At 42.5% G+C, this 16,113-nt stretch carries 13 protein-coding genes; 1 reads left to right on the top strand and 12 read right to left on the bottom strand.

What is annotated here, in order from left to right; all coding sequences use genetic code 11:
• Window positions 1-10: 10 nt before the first annotated feature.
• From MWM02_RS17555 to MWM02_RS17570, 4 genes are all read right to left on the bottom strand, one after another.
• Window positions 11-532 carry a hypothetical protein gene (locus tag MWM02_RS17555; RefSeq protein WP_244402571.1) on the bottom strand — a complete coding sequence of 174 codons (522 nt, stop codon included), beginning with the start codon at window positions 530-532 and terminating at the stop codon, window positions 11-13.
• Window positions 529-1,302, bottom strand: a complete 774-nt coding sequence (locus MWM02_RS17560) for a MurR/RpiR family transcriptional regulator (RefSeq protein ID WP_090948744.1) — start codon at window positions 1,300-1,302, stop codon at window positions 529-531. The genes MWM02_RS17555 and MWM02_RS17560 overlap by 4 nt, the downstream gene beginning before the upstream one ends.
• Before the next feature lie 113 nt (window positions 1,303-1,415).
• Complete coding sequence (gene glvA, locus MWM02_RS17565; protein WP_244402572.1) at window positions 1,416-2,744, bottom strand: 6-phospho-alpha-glucosidase; 1,329 nt, start codon at window positions 2,742-2,744, stop codon at window positions 1,416-1,418.
• Window positions 2,745-2,900: 156 nt separating this feature from the next.
• Complete coding sequence (locus MWM02_RS17570; RefSeq protein ID WP_064553442.1) at window positions 2,901-4,502, bottom strand: alpha-glucoside-specific PTS transporter subunit IIBC; 1,602 nt, start codon at window positions 4,500-4,502, stop codon at window positions 2,901-2,903.
• Window positions 4,503-4,865: 363 nt separating this feature from the next.
• Here MWM02_RS17570 and MWM02_RS17575 point away from each other — a divergent pair, with 363 nt between their 5' ends.
• Complete coding sequence (locus MWM02_RS17575; protein ID WP_244402573.1) at window positions 4,866-6,146, top strand: MFS transporter; 1,281 nt, start codon at window positions 4,866-4,868, stop codon at window positions 6,144-6,146.
• Window positions 6,147-6,215: 69 nt separating this feature from the next.
• Here the strand turns inward: MWM02_RS17575 and MWM02_RS17580 are convergent, their stop codons facing one another.
• From MWM02_RS17580 to MWM02_RS17615, 8 genes are all read right to left on the bottom strand, one after another.
• Window positions 6,216-7,322 (bottom strand): site-2 protease family protein, encoded by a 1,107-nt coding sequence (locus tag MWM02_RS17580; RefSeq protein ID WP_244402574.1) that lies wholly within the window; start codon window positions 7,320-7,322, stop codon window positions 6,216-6,218.
• A gap of 23 nt (window positions 7,323-7,345) precedes the next feature.
• The gene (locus tag MWM02_RS17585) at window positions 7,346-8,419 is read right to left on the bottom strand and encodes an ABC transporter substrate-binding protein (RefSeq protein ID WP_064553446.1); all 1,074 of its coding nucleotides are present in this window, start codon (window positions 8,417-8,419) and stop codon (window positions 7,346-7,348) included.
• Window positions 8,416-9,222 (bottom strand): ABC transporter permease, encoded by an 807-nt coding sequence (locus MWM02_RS17590; protein ID WP_064553448.1) that lies wholly within the window; start codon window positions 9,220-9,222, stop codon window positions 8,416-8,418. Before MWM02_RS17590 ends, MWM02_RS17585 begins: the two co-directional genes overlap by 4 nt.
• A 10-nt stretch (window positions 9,223-9,232) precedes the next feature.
• Window positions 9,233-10,024 carry an ABC transporter permease gene (locus tag MWM02_RS17595; protein WP_064553450.1) on the bottom strand — a complete coding sequence of 264 codons (792 nt, stop codon included), beginning with the start codon at window positions 10,022-10,024 and terminating at the stop codon, window positions 9,233-9,235.
• On the bottom strand, window positions 10,014-11,087 hold the full coding sequence (locus MWM02_RS17600) for an ABC transporter ATP-binding protein (protein WP_090948737.1): 1,074 nt from the start codon (window positions 11,085-11,087) through the stop codon (window positions 10,014-10,016). The genes MWM02_RS17595 and MWM02_RS17600 overlap by 11 nt, the downstream gene beginning before the upstream one ends.
• Window positions 11,088-11,494: 407 nt before the next feature.
• Window positions 11,495-12,268, bottom strand: coding sequence for a patatin-like phospholipase family protein (locus MWM02_RS17605; protein WP_064553454.1), 774 nt, complete (start codon window positions 12,266-12,268; stop codon window positions 11,495-11,497).
• Window positions 12,269-12,317: 49 nt separating this feature from the next.
• Entirely contained in the window at window positions 12,318-13,823 is a 1,506-nt protein-coding gene (locus MWM02_RS17610; RefSeq protein WP_244402575.1) for a hypothetical protein, read from the bottom strand.
• 29 nt (window positions 13,824-13,852) lie between these two features.
• Window positions 13,853-15,796, bottom strand: coding sequence for an efflux RND transporter permease subunit (locus MWM02_RS17615; RefSeq protein WP_244402576.1), 1,944 nt, complete (start codon window positions 15,794-15,796; stop codon window positions 13,853-13,855).
• Window positions 15,797-16,113: the final 317 nt, after the last annotated feature.

Consider the following 16,113-nt stretch of genomic DNA (forward strand, 5'->3'; position numbering starts at 1 on the left):
ACCCATCTTTCTACCCGTTTGGAAAATGTATTTTAATTAATAAAAATAAACAAACCATAGAGAGAAAAAATACCAATGTGCTCCCCAAAAATCTGACGTATGCTCCTTTATATTTAAAATCTATCTTCTTTTCTAATAAAGCTGGTTGTTCTTTCCTCTGTTGATACAAACCGAGCAAGAGGATGATACTCCCAAAGAGATTGCCAATAAGCAATTGAGATACAGCTACCATCCATAATGTCACATAGGATAACTTCACATGTTTTTTGCTTTCTAAATCATTTACCGCTACTTTTGTTAATACGGCAAAAAAAGGATTTAGCATCGCTATAACAAACATAATAGTGATGATCGGCTCGCGGATCACCGGCGTGAAAAATGTTTCCTGTGCATGAAGCGCCATTAAGTAAAGGTAAGTGACAAAAATCAATGGTATTGCATAAAAAAAGTAAATGGCCGTTTTAAAAAGAACAATACTTTTCGCCGTTATGGTGCGAGAATTCCCAGCCAAAGAATTTTTCGATTTTCTCATGATGATTCACCATTTTTATTCAATTGCTTAAGATAATCGACATAGTGGCTAAACAGCATCTCCCCTATAATAAAAAAAGAGGCAAACGTGTTGAGTTTAGTGCCATCGCTGAATTCGTTGCTCGAGCTATTAGCATATAAATTAAAAGGAGTCATTCTGGCCAACCGATTATTTTTTAAGTTTGTTACTGAAATAAACGGGATTCCTTTCGCAACCAGTGACTGAACTGCCGGAAAAATCGTCGGAGTATCTCCGGAAAAAGAAATAATAATGACTAAATCATCTAGCGTCAGGCTTTTAATTACCATTTCCAATTCCGTTTGTGCCTGAATGACATGCAAATATTTTTGCACGGCCAGAAACATTCGTTGCAATTCAAAGGCACAGTCCAATTGCGCCGTACCGGTTCCATAAATAAATATTCTTCGCGCGTGATGGATTAATTTGCACATGTCAGAAAAATCTTTTGTCTTGATATATTTTAATGTTTCGAGAATATCATTTCTTAAAATTTCAACTTGGCTTTTATCACTATGGTTTCCTTCTTGTTCTTGCCATTTCAGAAACACACGAAACTCACTATATCCACTAAACCCAAGCTTTTGGGCTAACCTTAAAATGGATGAGCGTGAAACATTGCACTTTTCTGCCAAACTGTTGATTCCTAATTTATGGCATTCGCTTTTATTGTTTAAAATATACTTTAGAATATGGAAATCGGTCTCATTTAGTTGATTATAATGTTTATTAATCAATTCCTCGATTTTCATTTTTGACCCTCCTTCCTTTAAAAAAAGTTTACTAAATAACTATTTCTTTTTAAAGGAAGGAGGAGAACGAAACAAAAAGCACGAAATGCTGTGCTTTTTGTTTCGTATTCTTTTTAATGCAATTCTGGCCAATACCCTTTATTTGCTTCGATTAAATCATCTAATATTTGTTTTGCCACTTTCGCGCTTGGCACTGTTTTAGATAGCGTAAGCGCTTGCCATAATTTTTGGTAAGATTTTGTGGCCCATGCTTCCACTACTAATTTTTCTACAGATACTTGTTGTTCCATTAACCCTTTTTGGAATTGCGGAATTTCTCCGATCGATAGCGGTTCAGGACCGTTGCTGCCGACAATGCATGGAATTTCCACCATCGCGGTCGGGTCAAAATTAGAAATAGCTCCTTTATTTTCTACAATAAGCAGCATTCTTTCATGGGTGTTATAGGCGATGGCACGCGCTAAATCAACAATGTATGAGGCGTGTTCGTCAATATGAAGCGCGCTTCCTTCTGTTGATTGGTTCTCAATGATTTTTTTACATTCCGTAAATACAAATTTTTCGCGCCCATCCATTACTTCATTGGCTCTTGTATAATTCGGGTTAGAATGCGCCACTACTTCATCCGGGAAGAAATAGTATTTTAAATATGTGTTCGGCAGCGTATCTGGATCTAATGCATATACGTCTCTCGCTTTCAAGAACGTGTCTTGCCAGCTAGCATCAACATGCTGGTTGTCCCCGCCGTCATTGACAACGTACCCGTACTTTGCAACATGCTCCTTTAATTTAGGCATTAAATCGTTTCCTTCTTTGTCGCGGATATCTGTCCACCATCCAAAATGGTTCAACCCATAATATCTCACCGTCATTTCTTTGCGGGATTTTAACCCTAAAATCCGCGCCATGCGTTCTTCGATTGCGACAGGCATATCACAAATGTTAAGTACTTTCGAATGAGGACGGAGACGGCGCGTCGCTTCAGCTACAATCGCTGCCGGGTTGGAATAATTGAGCATCCATGCATTAGGAGAGTATTTTTCCATATAATCAATTAATTCTAATACTCCTCCGATTGAACGCATGCCATATGCAATTCCACCTGGCCCGCACGTTTCTTGGCCTACCACGCCATATTTCAACGGAATTTTTTCATCCAATTCGCGCATCGCGTATTTTCCCACCCGAATGTGGGCCATGACAAAGTCAACATCGGTAAACGCCTCTTCCGGATCGGTAGTAGCGAGAAACTCAATTTCTGGAGCTTTTTCTCTTAAAATCACTTCACATGCCCCGGCGATGATACTTTGCCGTTCTTTATCAATATCGTACAACTTTAACTTGCGAATCGGAAATTTGTCTAAATTATCCAACAACATTAACACAATTCCCGGAGTAAACGTGCTTCCCCCGCCTGCAATCAAAATGGAAAACTTTTTCATTTTTCTTCCTCCTTTTTATCGTTAGCGCTTTCACTACTGTTATAGCAAACCGAAAATATGGGAACAATGGATTCCAGCCATTCTGTGCCTAATCACACGTTTCGTTCTTTTTCACATTAAATAAGAATTTTCCCAACTTCTTATTCATCATGATCGTCACGATCCTGTCTTGAATCCCTTTTCTTCTAAAGCTTTCTCGAACTGCTCCCGCACTTGCGGGACGGATAAACCAACGATCACTTGGATCGCCTTGCCATTACGAACGACACCATGGGCTCCCGCAGATTTGAACGCGCTATCTGGCGCGACTTTTGATTCATCATTGACGCTAACGCGAAGGCGTGTGGCGCAATTGGTAACCGACACGATATTTTCAGGGCCACCGAGCGCGTCTAAAAATTGCAATGCTTGAACCGTATAGCTGTTGCCACTTGCATTTTGGCCAGCTTGTTTTTTTGCTTTATAATCTGCTTTCGTATATAATTTCGTCTCTGCTGAATCATCCGCTTCGCGTCCCGGCGTCGCCACATTAAATTTCAGAATCAAATACCGGAAAACAAAGAAGTAAATGATCATAAATATGAAACCGATTGCCCATTGGATGAGATAGGTCGTGCTATGATATTTAAATAATGGAATCCAGTTTGCCGTAGCGATTTCTAGCAGTCCCCCGCCCATATTTCCTACAACGCCGAATGCATACATCACTGCTGCCATCGTTGCTGCCAAAATGGCATGAACGGCAAATAACCAAGGTGCCACAAACAGGAAAGTAAATTCAATCGGTTCTGTAATTCCGGCAATAACAGCCGTTAAAGCGGCAGAAATTAATAATCCTGAAACTTGCTTTCTTTTTTCTGGTTTTGCAGTTACATACATCGCTAATGCGATGCCTGGAATACCAAAGATTTTAGACATCCCGTGCAATGCAAACCCGCCTTCTGGAAACATTTCTTTTAAAGAATGGGCAGATGTCGCGTATTCTGATAAATGCTCCATCCAATACTTCGCGATTCCCCCTTCAACAACCGCAGGACCAAAGACAAACGGGCCGTAGATGAAGTGATGCAATCCTGTTGGAATGAGGATGCGCTCTAAAAATGTATACAACCAAACCCCAAATACTCCTGAACTTGCCAAAAATCCTTGTAAAGATGCGATGCCATGTTGTACGATCGGCCAAACATATGCTGTTATTAGAGCAACTGGGAGCATCACAAGGAATGCGATAATCACCACAAATGATGAACCTTGAAAAATGCCGAGAAAATCAGGAAGTTTCGTATCGAAATAACGGTTATGAAGCACTACGACAATGGAAGAGATAACAATCGCTCCAATAATGCTCGTATCTAACGTTTTGATTCCCGCTATCATTGTCAAACCGCTAACTCCGCCAACTTCCTGGCTGAAATCTACACCAAATTTATCTCCCCAAAGTGTCAATATCGCGTTAATAAAATAATTGAATGTTAAATAAGTAACGATCGCTTCCATGCAAGCTCTCGCATGAGCCTTTTTTGCCAACCCGATCGGAATCCCTATAACAAACAATAGCGGCATTTGCCGGAAGACCGTCCATCCTCCCTCTTCTACTACCGTCCAAAACTTGTACCACATTCCGTTTGGATCAGCCATGGATCCCATGATATCGGGGTTTTTAAATAAGATCGTCAAGCCGACAACTATGCCAGCGAACGGAAAAAGCAATACCGGCACAAACATCGCTGCGCCAAACCGCTGAATTTTTTGCATCATGTCCACTCACTCCCTTTCTTAGGTTTTCGCTCGATCTCATTTTTGGTAGCGCTTTCTTTCTTCTTTATAACATGATCGTTTTTGGCAAACAATAAAGCGAAAGCAAGCTGTTCGTTTTCACTTTTCTTGTTCTTTTTCCCAAAATTCAGGAAAATTCCCAAAATGGGCAGCTATAGAGATTCCCCATATGCCCACTGCCATTTTAAACAAAATGAGGATGTCCCAAAGCGGATCTCTTTTCGGACACCCTCTTCTTTGTGCACACCAATTATTTGCATGTTTACTTTATGTTTTTATTTACAATTTCTCCGTTGGTCTCATAATATTATTTTAATCATTTTCTATATGATCGGGGGATTGAAAATGGATAGTGATCATTCTTCTTCCACTACATCGACGTCACATCGTATTTACTGGATTGTGGCTGGGACCACCTTCTTGGCATTGTTAGTCTCAGCAGGCGTACGTTCTACTCCCGGTGTTCTCATCGTTCCTTTTGAGCTATCGTTTGGATGGACCCGCGCAGAAGTTACGTTTCCTTTGGCTATTAATATAGCATTATATGGTCTTTGCGGGCCATTTGCGGCAGCGTTTATGGAACAATATGGGGTAAAACGAATGACGCTCATCGCTCTGTCATTGCTAGTGGTAGGTACGGGGCTCTCCGTATGGATGAAAACGACATGGCAGATGACATTGTTATGGGGATTTTTAGTTGGAACCGGGTCAGGGTTCACTTCCTCTGTTTTAGGAGCGGTAATAGCAAATCGTTGGTTTAAAGAAAAGCGCGGATTGATTGTAGGCGTGTTTTCCGCCAGCGGTGCAGCAGGACAACTTGTTTTTTTACCTTTATTCGCAAAAATGATCTCCTCTTACGGCTGGCAAACGGTTGTCTTGGTTATCTCCTTATCCGCATTGATTACGATGTTATGTGTAGGATTGTTTATGCGTGATAAGCCCAGTGATGTAGGCCTTCTTCCATATGGTGCAACAGAGCCGGTTGAAACGGCATCTGCTCCCCATGCAAGTCCTTTCCTTTCTGCACTAAATGGATTGAAAACGGGAGTTCGCTCCAAAGATTTTTGGTTGCTTGCAGGAAGTTTCTTTGTTTGTGGTTTATCTACGAATGGGCTCATTGGAACCCACCTCATTCCTGCTTGTATGGAACATGGAATTCCAGAAGTAACAGCAGCCGGCATGCTAGCTGTTATGGGGATTTTCGATATTTTAGGAACAACACTGTCAGGCTGGCTTTCGGATCGCTGGAATAATCGTTGGCTATTATTCTGGTATTATGGATTGCGCGGAATTTCCCTTGTTTTTCTCCCATATGCTCTGGACTCTACGTTTTTAGGCTTATCCATTTTTGTTGTCTTCTATGGACTTGATTGGGTTGCAACAGTACCTCCTACTGTTCGCTTGTGCAGTGATGTATTTGGAAAGCAAAGCGGAGTGATATTTGGCTGGATATGGGCTTTTCATCAACTTGGAGCCGCAGCTGCTGCCTTTGGCGGCGGTATCTTGCACACATGGTTCGGAACCTATACATTTATATTTATTGTTGCGGGTATCCTTTGTGTAACGGCAGCCCGGTTTGTCCTTCAAATACATAGAGAGAAGAATGCAACTGCCCACTCCGTATAATGTTTAGCAAAAATGGGGGTGGCCCAAAAAGAACTAAACGTTCCTGTTGAAGGGCCGCCCTTGATTTCATTATGAAATAAGCGACTGATTGGCATCCATAATCTGTTGCCCGTACGCTGTGAACACGGCAAGAACAACCGCAAGCGCAAGGTATAAACATAACCATGTCCATTTTGTTTTCGCATCCGCACGATAATATACTGCTTGCTTCTGTATTTCTTGTTCGTTTTCTTCGATTTCTTTTTGGAGCGCATGGATAAAGTGAAGAACGGTTTGTTCCTGCAATCCTCCCCATCGAGTTGCCTCCAATAACTGACTGTACTTTTCCACATACTGCTCCAAGCGATAGTTTTGCAGTTTTTGCTCATCCTGGAAAATAGGGAGGTACCATGTTTTTCTCCGCTGCAGCTCCGTCTCCCTGCGTTCGAGCTCATCTTCCCAATGCCAATACACTTCTTGCCGCTCCTCTTCTGATAAAAGCATGTACCGTTGGAGCGCCTGCAATACTGTTTCATTGATTTCTTTATGGATTTGCGCCTTTTTCCAGCGAAACTCCCGGCGCAAAAGCTCCCAGCATTTCACAGCGCCTAATAAAATAAGGAGCGGGGCGATCGGTCCCGGGTTCCAAAGAAAATAAACGGTCATTCCAATAAGGCCAAAAAACCATATTTTTGGCGAAATCACTCCGACAATTCGCCCGCCGTCTAGCGGATGCAGAGGCATAAGATTGAATAAATTAATAAGCGCTCCAAGCGCAATGGCTAATCCCCAAAACGGGTCTTCTGTCATCCAGTACAATGGCAAAGCCGGAAGAAACCCCAATGTCCCCCACAACGGGCCTGCGTACGCCAAATACGCCTCATCTTTCGCCGATTTCGGTTCTTCCTTTAGCGCAATAAGCGCTCCGACAAACGGAATAAAAATCGCCTTCGATGTTGGAATTCCTAACCTTTTCGCCGCAAACAAATGGCCCATTTCATGCACATAAAGCAAATACACGAGCGCCACCGCAAACTTCCATCCATATACAATGGCATACGCGCCGATCGAAATAAATAAAGAAATGAGAGAACTGAATTTTAAAAACTTAAAAATTGCCAGCATCCACTTCAGTTTTCCCGACAGAAACAAAACAACAGACAAAAACGCAAGCCACACCTTTTTAAACCGCTTCAATTCTCTCCGTCTCCCTTTTCCCCTTATTTCCGATGCATTTTAAACTGCAAAAACAGCTCGTTGTAATAAGCAAGCATTCGTTTTCCTAAATTTTCGTACACTTCTAAGTTTCCGACTGACTCAAAATCTGGATAAAACCGTTTATCCTCGGTAACTTCTTTCGGCAAATAGTCCAGCGCCTTCTCATTCGGCGTCGAATAGCCGACATACTCCGCGTTTTGCGCAGCGTTTTTCGGATCAAGCATAAAATTAATAAATTGATGCGCCCCTTCAATATTTTTCGCCGTTTTCGGAATCACCATATTATCGAACCATAAATTTGATCCTTCTTTCGGCACAACATAATCGAGCTTGTCATTTTCCGCAATAATCTCCGCCGCATCTCCTGACCAGACGACACCGATCGCCGCTTCTTCACTTGCCAAAAGCATTTTAATCTCATCGCCGACAATTGCCTTTACGTTCGGCGTAAGGCGGTCTAGCTTTTCCTTCGCTTCTTGTAAGTGCTTCTTATTCGTGTCATTTAACGAATAATGCAAACTATTGAGCCCCATGCCAATCACTTCGCGCGCTCCGTCAACCAACAAAATTTGATTGCGCAAATCTTTATCCCATAAATCGTTCCAGCTCGTTATTTTTTTGCCGCCAAGCATTTCCGGATTATAGACAATGCCGACCGTTCCCCAAAAATACGGAACCGAATACTTGTTACCCGGGTCAAACGATAAATTCAAAAAGCGCGGGTTGATATATTTTAAATTTGGCAGCTTCGAATGGTCGAGCGGAATAAGCAATCCATCTTCCTTCATTTTGTTGACCGCATATTCGGACGGAACGGCAACGTCAAACGTTGTACCGCCTTGGGCGATTTTCGCCATCATCGCTTCATTGGAATCAAACGTTTGGTAGATGACTTTTATGCCCGTCTGCTTTTCAAACTTTTTAATAAGCGCAGGATCGATGTAATCGCCCCAGTTATACACTGTCAATGTATTTTTTCCGGCATATCCTTCCGTTTTATTCAGCTGGGCAGATGCGTAAAGCAGTACAAACGAGGCGAAAAAAACGGCCGCAAAAAATGATATAAGCTTTCTCATTTTCGTCGCCCCCTCATTCCGTATAAGGTACTGCTTTTCTGGCTAATAAAGTAGTAGCCGATCACCAGCACAACCGTAAATAAAAATAATAATGTCGATAATGCGTTAATTGATAAGGATATGCCTTGACGCGCCCGTGAATAAATTTCCACCGATAGTGTTGAGAAACCGTTGCCTGTCACAAAAAACGTCACCGCGAAATCATCTAGCGAATACGTCAATGCCATGAAAAAACCAGCGAAAATACCAGGAGTAATAAACGGCAATATTACTTTCGTCAGCACATCCCATTGATTCGCCCCTAAATCACGCGCCGCGTCAATCAGTGTCGGACTCATTTCCTGCAATTTTGGAAGCACCATCAACACGACGATCGGAACGCTAAACGCGATATGGGACAGCAACACCGACGTAAAACCAAGATGAATGCCGATAATCGTAAACAAAATTAAAAATGAGGCGCCGATAATGACATCCGGGCTAACGATTAATACGTTATTCAACGTTAAAAGCAACTGTTTCATGTGACGTTTTTTTACATAATAAATGGCTAACGCTCCAATTACTCCAAGAATGGTAGAAATCGCCGCAGACAAAAGGGCAATCGTCAGTGTATTCAACACAATAATCCATAAACGGGTATCATGGATGACTTCCTGATACCACTCCAGCGTAAAATGCTGAAAATCGTGCATTGTGCCGCCGCTATTAAACGAATAGTAAATTAAATAAATAATCGGGGTGTACAAAATGAGAAACACGAACACTAAATACGCGGTCGCCCACTTTTTGTTGCTTCGCATCGCCGAACCCTCACTTCCGATTTCCTGTCATAACGACGACAATGGCCATCGCGATAATTAAAAACACGGCAATCGTCGAACCCATGCCCCAGTTTTGTGTGACAAGAAAATGCTCTTCAATCGCCGTACCGAGCGTAATGACGCGGTTTCCCGCGACTAAACGCGTAATCATAAAGAGCGATAATGACGGAATAAACACGGCTTGGCACCCTGCTTTCACCCCGTCTAACGTCAGCGGAAAAACGACGCGACGAAACGTTGTCCAAGCCGAAGCGCCAAGATCGCGCGCCGCGTCAATCAGCGACGGATTCAGTTCCTCAAGCGAGTTAAAAATCGGCAAGATCATAAACGGGATAAAAATGTATACCGACACGAACACAAAACTAAAATCGGTAAACAAAATTTGTTTCGTGCCGATTCCGATCGTTTCTAAAATCGCGTTTGCCAATCCGTATGTGCCAAAAATGCCGAGAAACGCGTACACTTTTAAAAGCAAATTCACCCATGTCGGCAAAATCATAAGCAAAAGCCAAAGTTGTTTATGCTTCGTTTTCGTCAACAAATATGCGGTTGGATACGCGACCAGCAATGAAAAAAACGTAATTAAAAACGCATACCAAACGGAACTAGCCGCCATCTTTAAATAAATCGGCGTAAAGAATGTTTTATAATTGGCCAACGTCCAATTCCCATCAATGTCAAAGAACGAATAATACAAAATTAATAAAATCGGCGCGACGACAAATAACCCGATCCATATAACATACGGAAATAAGTAAACGTTACGCACACTATTTTTCATCGGATCCCTCACCATCATCTTCGCTGATGCGCATGACATGAATGTCCTCTGGATCAAAATAAAGCCCGATTTCTTCCCCTACTTCCGCCTTTTTCGTCGAATGGACGAGCCATTCATTTCCATCTTCGTCATAACAGCATAGCTCGTAATGCACGCCGCGGAACAGCTGCGAATCAACGCGCACTTGGAGCTTTCCTTGATCTCTCGTCGTAATTTCCAAATCTTCCGGACGGATGACAACATCGACCGGCTCGTTCGGACGAAAGCCTTTGTCCACGCACGTAAACCGCTTCCCAGCGAATTCGACCAGGTAATCTTCAATCATCGTACCCCGCAAAATGTTCGATTCACCAATAAAATCAGCGACAAACCGATTAACCGGTTCATCGTAAATCTCTTTTGGCGTGCCGCTTTGCTGGATTTTCCCTTTATTCAGCACGAAAATTTGGTCCGACATCGCCAACGCCTCTTCTTGGTCATGTGTGACAAAAATAAACGTAATCCCTAACCGGCGCTGTAATTCGCGGAGCTCATATTGCATTTCGGTGCGTAATTTTAAATCAAGCGCCGACAGCGGTTCATCGAGCAGAAGCACTTCTGGTTCGTTGACAATCGCACGCGCAATCGCCACCCGCTGCCGCTGGCCCCCAGACATTTCTTGAATGCTGCGATTCTCGTATCCTTCTAAATTCACAAACCGAAGCGCCTGTTTTACTTTTTCTTCAATTTCCAAACGCTTTTTCTTTTTAACCCGCAATCCAAACGCCACGTTTTCAAACACGTTCAAATGCGGAAATAAGGCGTAATCTTGAAACACCGTATTCACTTGCCGCTTATTGGCGGGAACGTGGTTTACCGGCTTCCCGTGAAAATAAATCGTTCCTTTCGTCGGCTCCGTAAACCCCGCAATTAAACGAAGAATCGTTGTCTTCCCGCATCCCGACGGCCCAAGCAGCGTGTAAAACTTCCCGCGCTCAATCTCGAAACTGACATCATCGAGCACGACTAACCCATCGTATTCCTTCGTCACCCGCTCAAAGCGGATGATTGCCTCTTTCTCCATCGACCCCCACTCCTTGCTTTGAAAATAAGCTGTCTATATATCCTCTGCCAGAGAGACCAATCTCTTCCTATTCCTATCAATCATTATTAGAACATGCACACAATAAAAGTGCAATAAAAAAACTCGTTTCTCCACTAGCATCACGCTAGAGAAAAACGAGAATGCGCCTATAAGCCAGAACGTGATGTTGCGCCAAGAAAGACTGCCGGGATACTGCCACAATTGCTCGTAGGCGCAATAGTTTGTTTAAGCCGCTGATGATTCGCTTCAATGTTTCTCGCTTCATTGCATCCGTTAATTCATCATGGCCTTTGGCATTCCAGAGACAGCTTCCCTTTTGCCTGCTCCTTGCTGAGGTGAAACACCAATCCTTGAAGAAAGTTTTCATTGACTGCCTTCGTTTCTATTCATTTTATGAGGGATAACACTTCCTGAATTTTTTGTTGAGCCTCTCGTTCCCCTGCTTCAATGCACTCTTGGATTCTCGTTGTGTCGAACGCTAAAATATGCCCGACTTCCGGCCGAAAAACCACATCCGCATATTGAAGATTGGCACGGCGCTGCCTCGTCATCATAATCGTGAAAGAACGATAGACGACGTCAAAAATATTGCGCGGTTCCTCTTCTTCATGTTCTCTTTCGACATCCACAGCCATAACAACATCCATCCCTGCCTCACGAAGCAAATCAGCCGGGAGGTTATTCAAAATTCCCCCATCCACCAACACTTTATCTTGATAATAAACAGGAGAGAAAATACCGGGAACGGAGGTAGTGGCCCGAATGGCTAAACTAAGACTTCCTTCTTTAAAGATAAAAACTTCCCCTTTAATCAAATCTACCGATACTGCCCGAAAAGGAATGTTGAGATCCTCAATGCGAATATCGCCAAGTCCTTTTTGTTCTAAAAATTGAATAAGCATCGCGTATATTTTATTTCCGGCTAAAATACCGCGTTTTAAAATTCCAATGTCCACAAATCGATAAGATGGGGTGGTCAGGACAAATTCTTCAATTTCCTCGATGTCAATACCAGCAGCGACTAATCCTCCAATTGCACCGCCCATACTGGTGCCTGCAATAAAATCAATAGGTATTTGATATTTTTTTAACACTTTTAATACTCCAATGTGGGCCAATCCGCGTACCGCCCCACCCCCTAAAGCTAAGCCTACTTTCATGACTATTCTGTCCTTCCACTACATGGTTTCATTAGAACATTTCCAGTTGTTAAAATAAGTTATTTAACAACTTTTTTATTTTTTCAAAGAAAGAAATGTTCTCTTCCTTGTTGTTCGTGTCTGACTTTTGTTCGGCTGAATCTTTCACCTTCATCGGCTTGATCGGATCTGTTTTTAAAATAAAACGAACTTCCCCTTTCGCTCCATCTGGTTTTCCAAGAAATGTATCGTATTGTTCCGCCGCTGTTTTTGATTGATTTAAAATAGCTTCCCCTTCATACAGTTTATTTAATCCGGTAATCAGCCCATTTTTCATTTCCACCGTTCCGCCGAATAACTTCTCTATACCAGTTTTTAGTTGCAACGAACCTTTTTCCAGTTGGTCCGCTGCAGCCACTAACTTGTCAGCCCCAGCTTTTGAGCCTTTTAAGCCTTCTTCCATCTTATCGAGTCCTGGAAATGGTTTTCCCTGCAAATTTCCCCCTTCGGCTAGCATCGTCAGCATTTGTTGTTGGCCTTTTAGTCCCTGTACGAGAGCCTGCAAATTCGCATCCTGCGGTTTCTCAGCGGCCAGATTTTGAGCCATCATCAGAAGCTGACGGTTTGCCTCCATCGACTGTTTCACAAGTCCCTCATGGGCCTGATGAACTTGGTTCAGCTGTCCAAGCCCTTCGGAAAGTCTGTTTAAACCGTTTTTTACTTGATGATTGCCGGCGGCAAGTTGATTTGCGCCATCTCCTATTTGATCCAGTGCAGAAGAGATTTGCTGAATACCATCTGTTAGTTTTTCCAATTGTTCTTTAACCGGTACTTCTGATACTGGAGGAAGCTTCGGAATCAAAGTAATCGTGATCGGTTCAAGCTCAATGTCTGTTCCTTTCATTTCAAAGGTGATGGTCTCTTCCGGATTGGGCACAATCATCCAAGTCGCGCTCATCGTTTTCCCCGACATGACCGTCATTGCGTCACCGAGTTTCATATCAGTGAAATGTTCAGTCGGAATGTTGAGCGAAACAAGTGATAAAATCGGTGTGTACAGCTCTTTTTCCACTGAATGATGGACACCCTTATAGCCGGAATAGGAAATGTTTTTCTTTTGTTTCAGCCGATTCTTTAATTTTATCTCGATTTTTACTGTGCCATTTTTCCCAGCCAATGAGGAAGCATTCACTTTTTTCCCATTCAGATAATAGTTGATCGAAACATCCACCGGAAGAGGCTGGTTGGTTTCGCCGGAATAATAAATCGACCGTTCTCCTTTCACTTCCGCATCCCAAATGATTTGTCCGTTTTGCACCACTGGTTTTTCCAATCCACTTATATTGCGAATATGATGTAATTGTCCGTGATCTGTTACTGTGACATTTCCATTTCCTTCAAAATACAACCAATCCACAACGATCGATTTTTTCACAATCCCATCGGAATTAAGGAGTGTATAAACCGTTTCCCGATCAACGACATGATCGGGAGCCGCTGCATAAGTACCGGTTGCAGATGATAATAAAAGAGCGGCAGCAGTCAAAACGGGGATTGTGTTTTTCATCGCATTCATTGTGCTTCTCCTCTCCTTTATATTGTTCGTTATTGGTTTAAAGATGATTTTGAAAGTGCCTCATCTTGTTTCATGGATTCAGCCTTAGGCCAGCCGAATGTCGTTCTGGATATGAAACTTTCTAATGTGAGCAACACTGCCGGAAGTAGGAATAAAATGACAGCAAGAGAAATAATCGCTCCTCGCGCAATCATAAATGTTAAATCTCTAAGCAACGTGATGTCAGAGAACAGCCAAATCCCAATGACAGCGGCAAACAAGGCAAGCGCACTGCTCAAGATCGCTTCTCCGCTTGCTGTTATGGCTCTATACATCGCTTCCTCTTTAGAATAATTCAGCAACTCTTCTTTATAGCGCGTTACAAGCAAAATAGCATAGTTGATCGTACTGCCGAGCTGGATAGCGCCAATGGCGAATGTACCGATAAACGGCATGGAACGGCCAAGATAGAAATCGAGTCCTTGGTTGAACAAAATCGCCAATTCAATTCCGCCAACTAATACAACCGGCAGCGCCACGGATCGGAAGGCAAGCGCAATAATCAAAAATACGGCGACAACCGAAATCAAATCTACTTTTTTCATGTCGTCCCGCACCGTGGTAGTCAGATCGTTTTGCAAAACGGCTTGACCAGTCAGGTACATATGCCCTTCATATGGCTCGGTTAATTTGTTGATTTGTTGAATGGCCCGTGTCGTGCGTTCATCATACGATCCATATTCCATCTGTACCAACATGTAATTGTATTGATCCTTGATAAACATGTTTTTTAAGTTTTCGGGAACAAATTCTGAAGGAATCGCAGGATCTGCAAAGGTATCATACCCAATTACTTTCTTGATTCCATCTATTTCTTCAATCTGCTGCTTGATTTTGAGACGTTCCTGATCAGAAATCTTGCTATCCATGACTAAAAAAGCCGAATCAGTCGATGTAAATTCTTTTTTGATTTCGTCAAGATTTTGGATCGAAGGCAGCGTCTTCGGCATAAGTTGCTCCAAATCATACACGATATGCACATTTTTAAAACCGATGAAAGCAGGGATAAACAAAAGCAGGAACACTACAAAAACAAGTTTGTGGCGATTGGTCACAAATTTGGCTAACAGATGAAAATCAGGGATAATCACGCGGTGCTGATATTCGCGAATCCACTTGTCAAACACCAGAATGAACGACGGCAACAATGTCAAAATCATCAACACACTAAGAATGATCCCTCGCGCCATCGTCATCCCTAAGTCTTCCCCAAGTCCAAGCGACATGGTGACCATCGCGAGAAAACCGGCTACTGCCGTTGCCGAGCTGGTTAAAATGGCCATCGCTGTGTGCTTGATGGCCGCGATCATGGCCTCGTTCTTTTCTTTCATCTTTCGTTCTTCTTCATAACGATGCACTAAGAAAATAGAAAAATCCATCGTAACGCCGAGCTGCAAAGCTCCCGCAATCGCAGCGGTAACATACGACATTGAACCATTTAAATAGTAAGCCAATCCCAAGTTGTAAATAATAGAAACCCCAATTGAGAACAGGATAAGGAACGGAATGAAAAGCGATGGGAGCGTTAATCCCAAAAGCAACAGAATAAACCCAATTGCGGATACTGCATAGACAAACTTCTCACTTTCAAGCAACTGACGCAGCTCCGACAACATTGGAGGAGTTCCAGCAAAATAAGTATTCGGCCCAAGAATGTTTTTGATTTCTTGCACAGCATAATGAGTTTTTTCTGATGCCGCTTCCTCTTCAAATTGAATTTGCATGATAGTGCTGTTTCCAGAATAAAACTGATCCACCAATTCCTCTGGAAGAAACTCGCGAGGCACTGCAAGATCAGCAATGTCGGTGATCCAATTGACTGTTTCAACACCATCCACTTGCTCCAGTTTTCGTTTTAAATTTTCTACTTCAACATCTGTTTGATTTTTTACCATCAGGATGCCTGTTCCACCGAACCCAAACACTTTGTTCATAATATTTTGCCCTTGCACCGAAGGAAGCTTTTCCGGCAAGTAAGCAAAAATATCATAATTGATTTGCGTTTTGACTATTCCGAACAATGAGGGGATTACTAGTATGAGTGATAAAACGATGATAGCAATTCTACTTTTCACAACAAATCTCCCAAATAATTCAAGCACATCAATCACCTGCCAAAGCAATTTATGGACCGTTACCTAAGTAACGTCAACGATCAACCAGCCATTAATTTTTAGTGAAAATATTTTTGAATGCTTCAAGGATTTTCTTTAAGAATTCAAGAAAATCGTTCATCATGTTACCACCACCT

The sequence above is a fragment of the Parageobacillus sp. KH3-4 genome, assembly GCF_022846435.1.
GTDB classification, from domain to species: Bacteria; Bacillota; Bacilli; order Bacillales; family Anoxybacillaceae; genus Parageobacillus; species Parageobacillus thermoglucosidasius_A.

What these genes read in the sequence shown, in the direction of transcription:
- MWM02_RS17560 (WP_090948744.1), bottom strand. Translation starts at nt 1,302, where the DNA reads ATGAAAATCGAGGAATTGATTAATAAACATTATAATCAACTAAATGAG.
- glvA (WP_244402572.1), bottom strand. Translation starts at nt 2,744, where the DNA reads ATGAAAAAGTTTTCCATTTTGATTGCAGGCGGGGGAAGCACGTTTACT.
- MWM02_RS17615 (WP_244402576.1), bottom strand. Translation starts at nt 15,796, where the DNA reads ATGAACAAAGTGTTTGGGTTCGGTGGAACAGGCATCCTGATGGTAAAA.
- MWM02_RS17605 (WP_064553454.1), bottom strand. Translation starts at nt 12,268, where the DNA reads ATGAAAGTAGGCTTAGCTTTAGGGGGTGGGGCGGTACGCGGATTGGCC.
- MWM02_RS17590 (WP_064553448.1), bottom strand. Translation starts at nt 9,222, where the DNA reads ATGCGAAGCAACAAAAAGTGGGCGACCGCGTATTTAGTGTTCGTGTTT.
- MWM02_RS17575 (WP_244402573.1), top strand. Translation starts at nt 4,866, where the DNA reads ATGGATAGTGATCATTCTTCTTCCACTACATCGACGTCACATCGTATT.
- MWM02_RS17600 (WP_090948737.1), bottom strand. Translation starts at nt 11,087, where the DNA reads ATGGAGAAAGAGGCAATCATCCGCTTTGAGCGGGTGACGAAGGAATAC.
- MWM02_RS17595 (WP_064553450.1), bottom strand. Translation starts at nt 10,024, where the DNA reads ATGAAAAATAGTGTGCGTAACGTTTACTTATTTCCGTATGTTATATGG.
- MWM02_RS17570 (WP_064553442.1), bottom strand. Translation starts at nt 4,502, where the DNA reads ATGATGCAAAAAATTCAGCGGTTTGGCGCAGCGATGTTTGTGCCGGTA.
- MWM02_RS17585 (WP_064553446.1), bottom strand. Translation starts at nt 8,419, where the DNA reads ATGAGAAAGCTTATATCATTTTTTGCGGCCGTTTTTTTCGCCTCGTTT.
- MWM02_RS17555 (WP_244402571.1), bottom strand. Translation starts at nt 532, where the DNA reads ATGAGAAAATCGAAAAATTCTTTGGCTGGGAATTCTCGCACCATAACG.
- MWM02_RS17610 (WP_244402575.1), bottom strand. Translation starts at nt 13,823, where the DNA reads ATGAATGCGATGAAAAACACAATCCCCGTTTTGACTGCTGCCGCTCTT.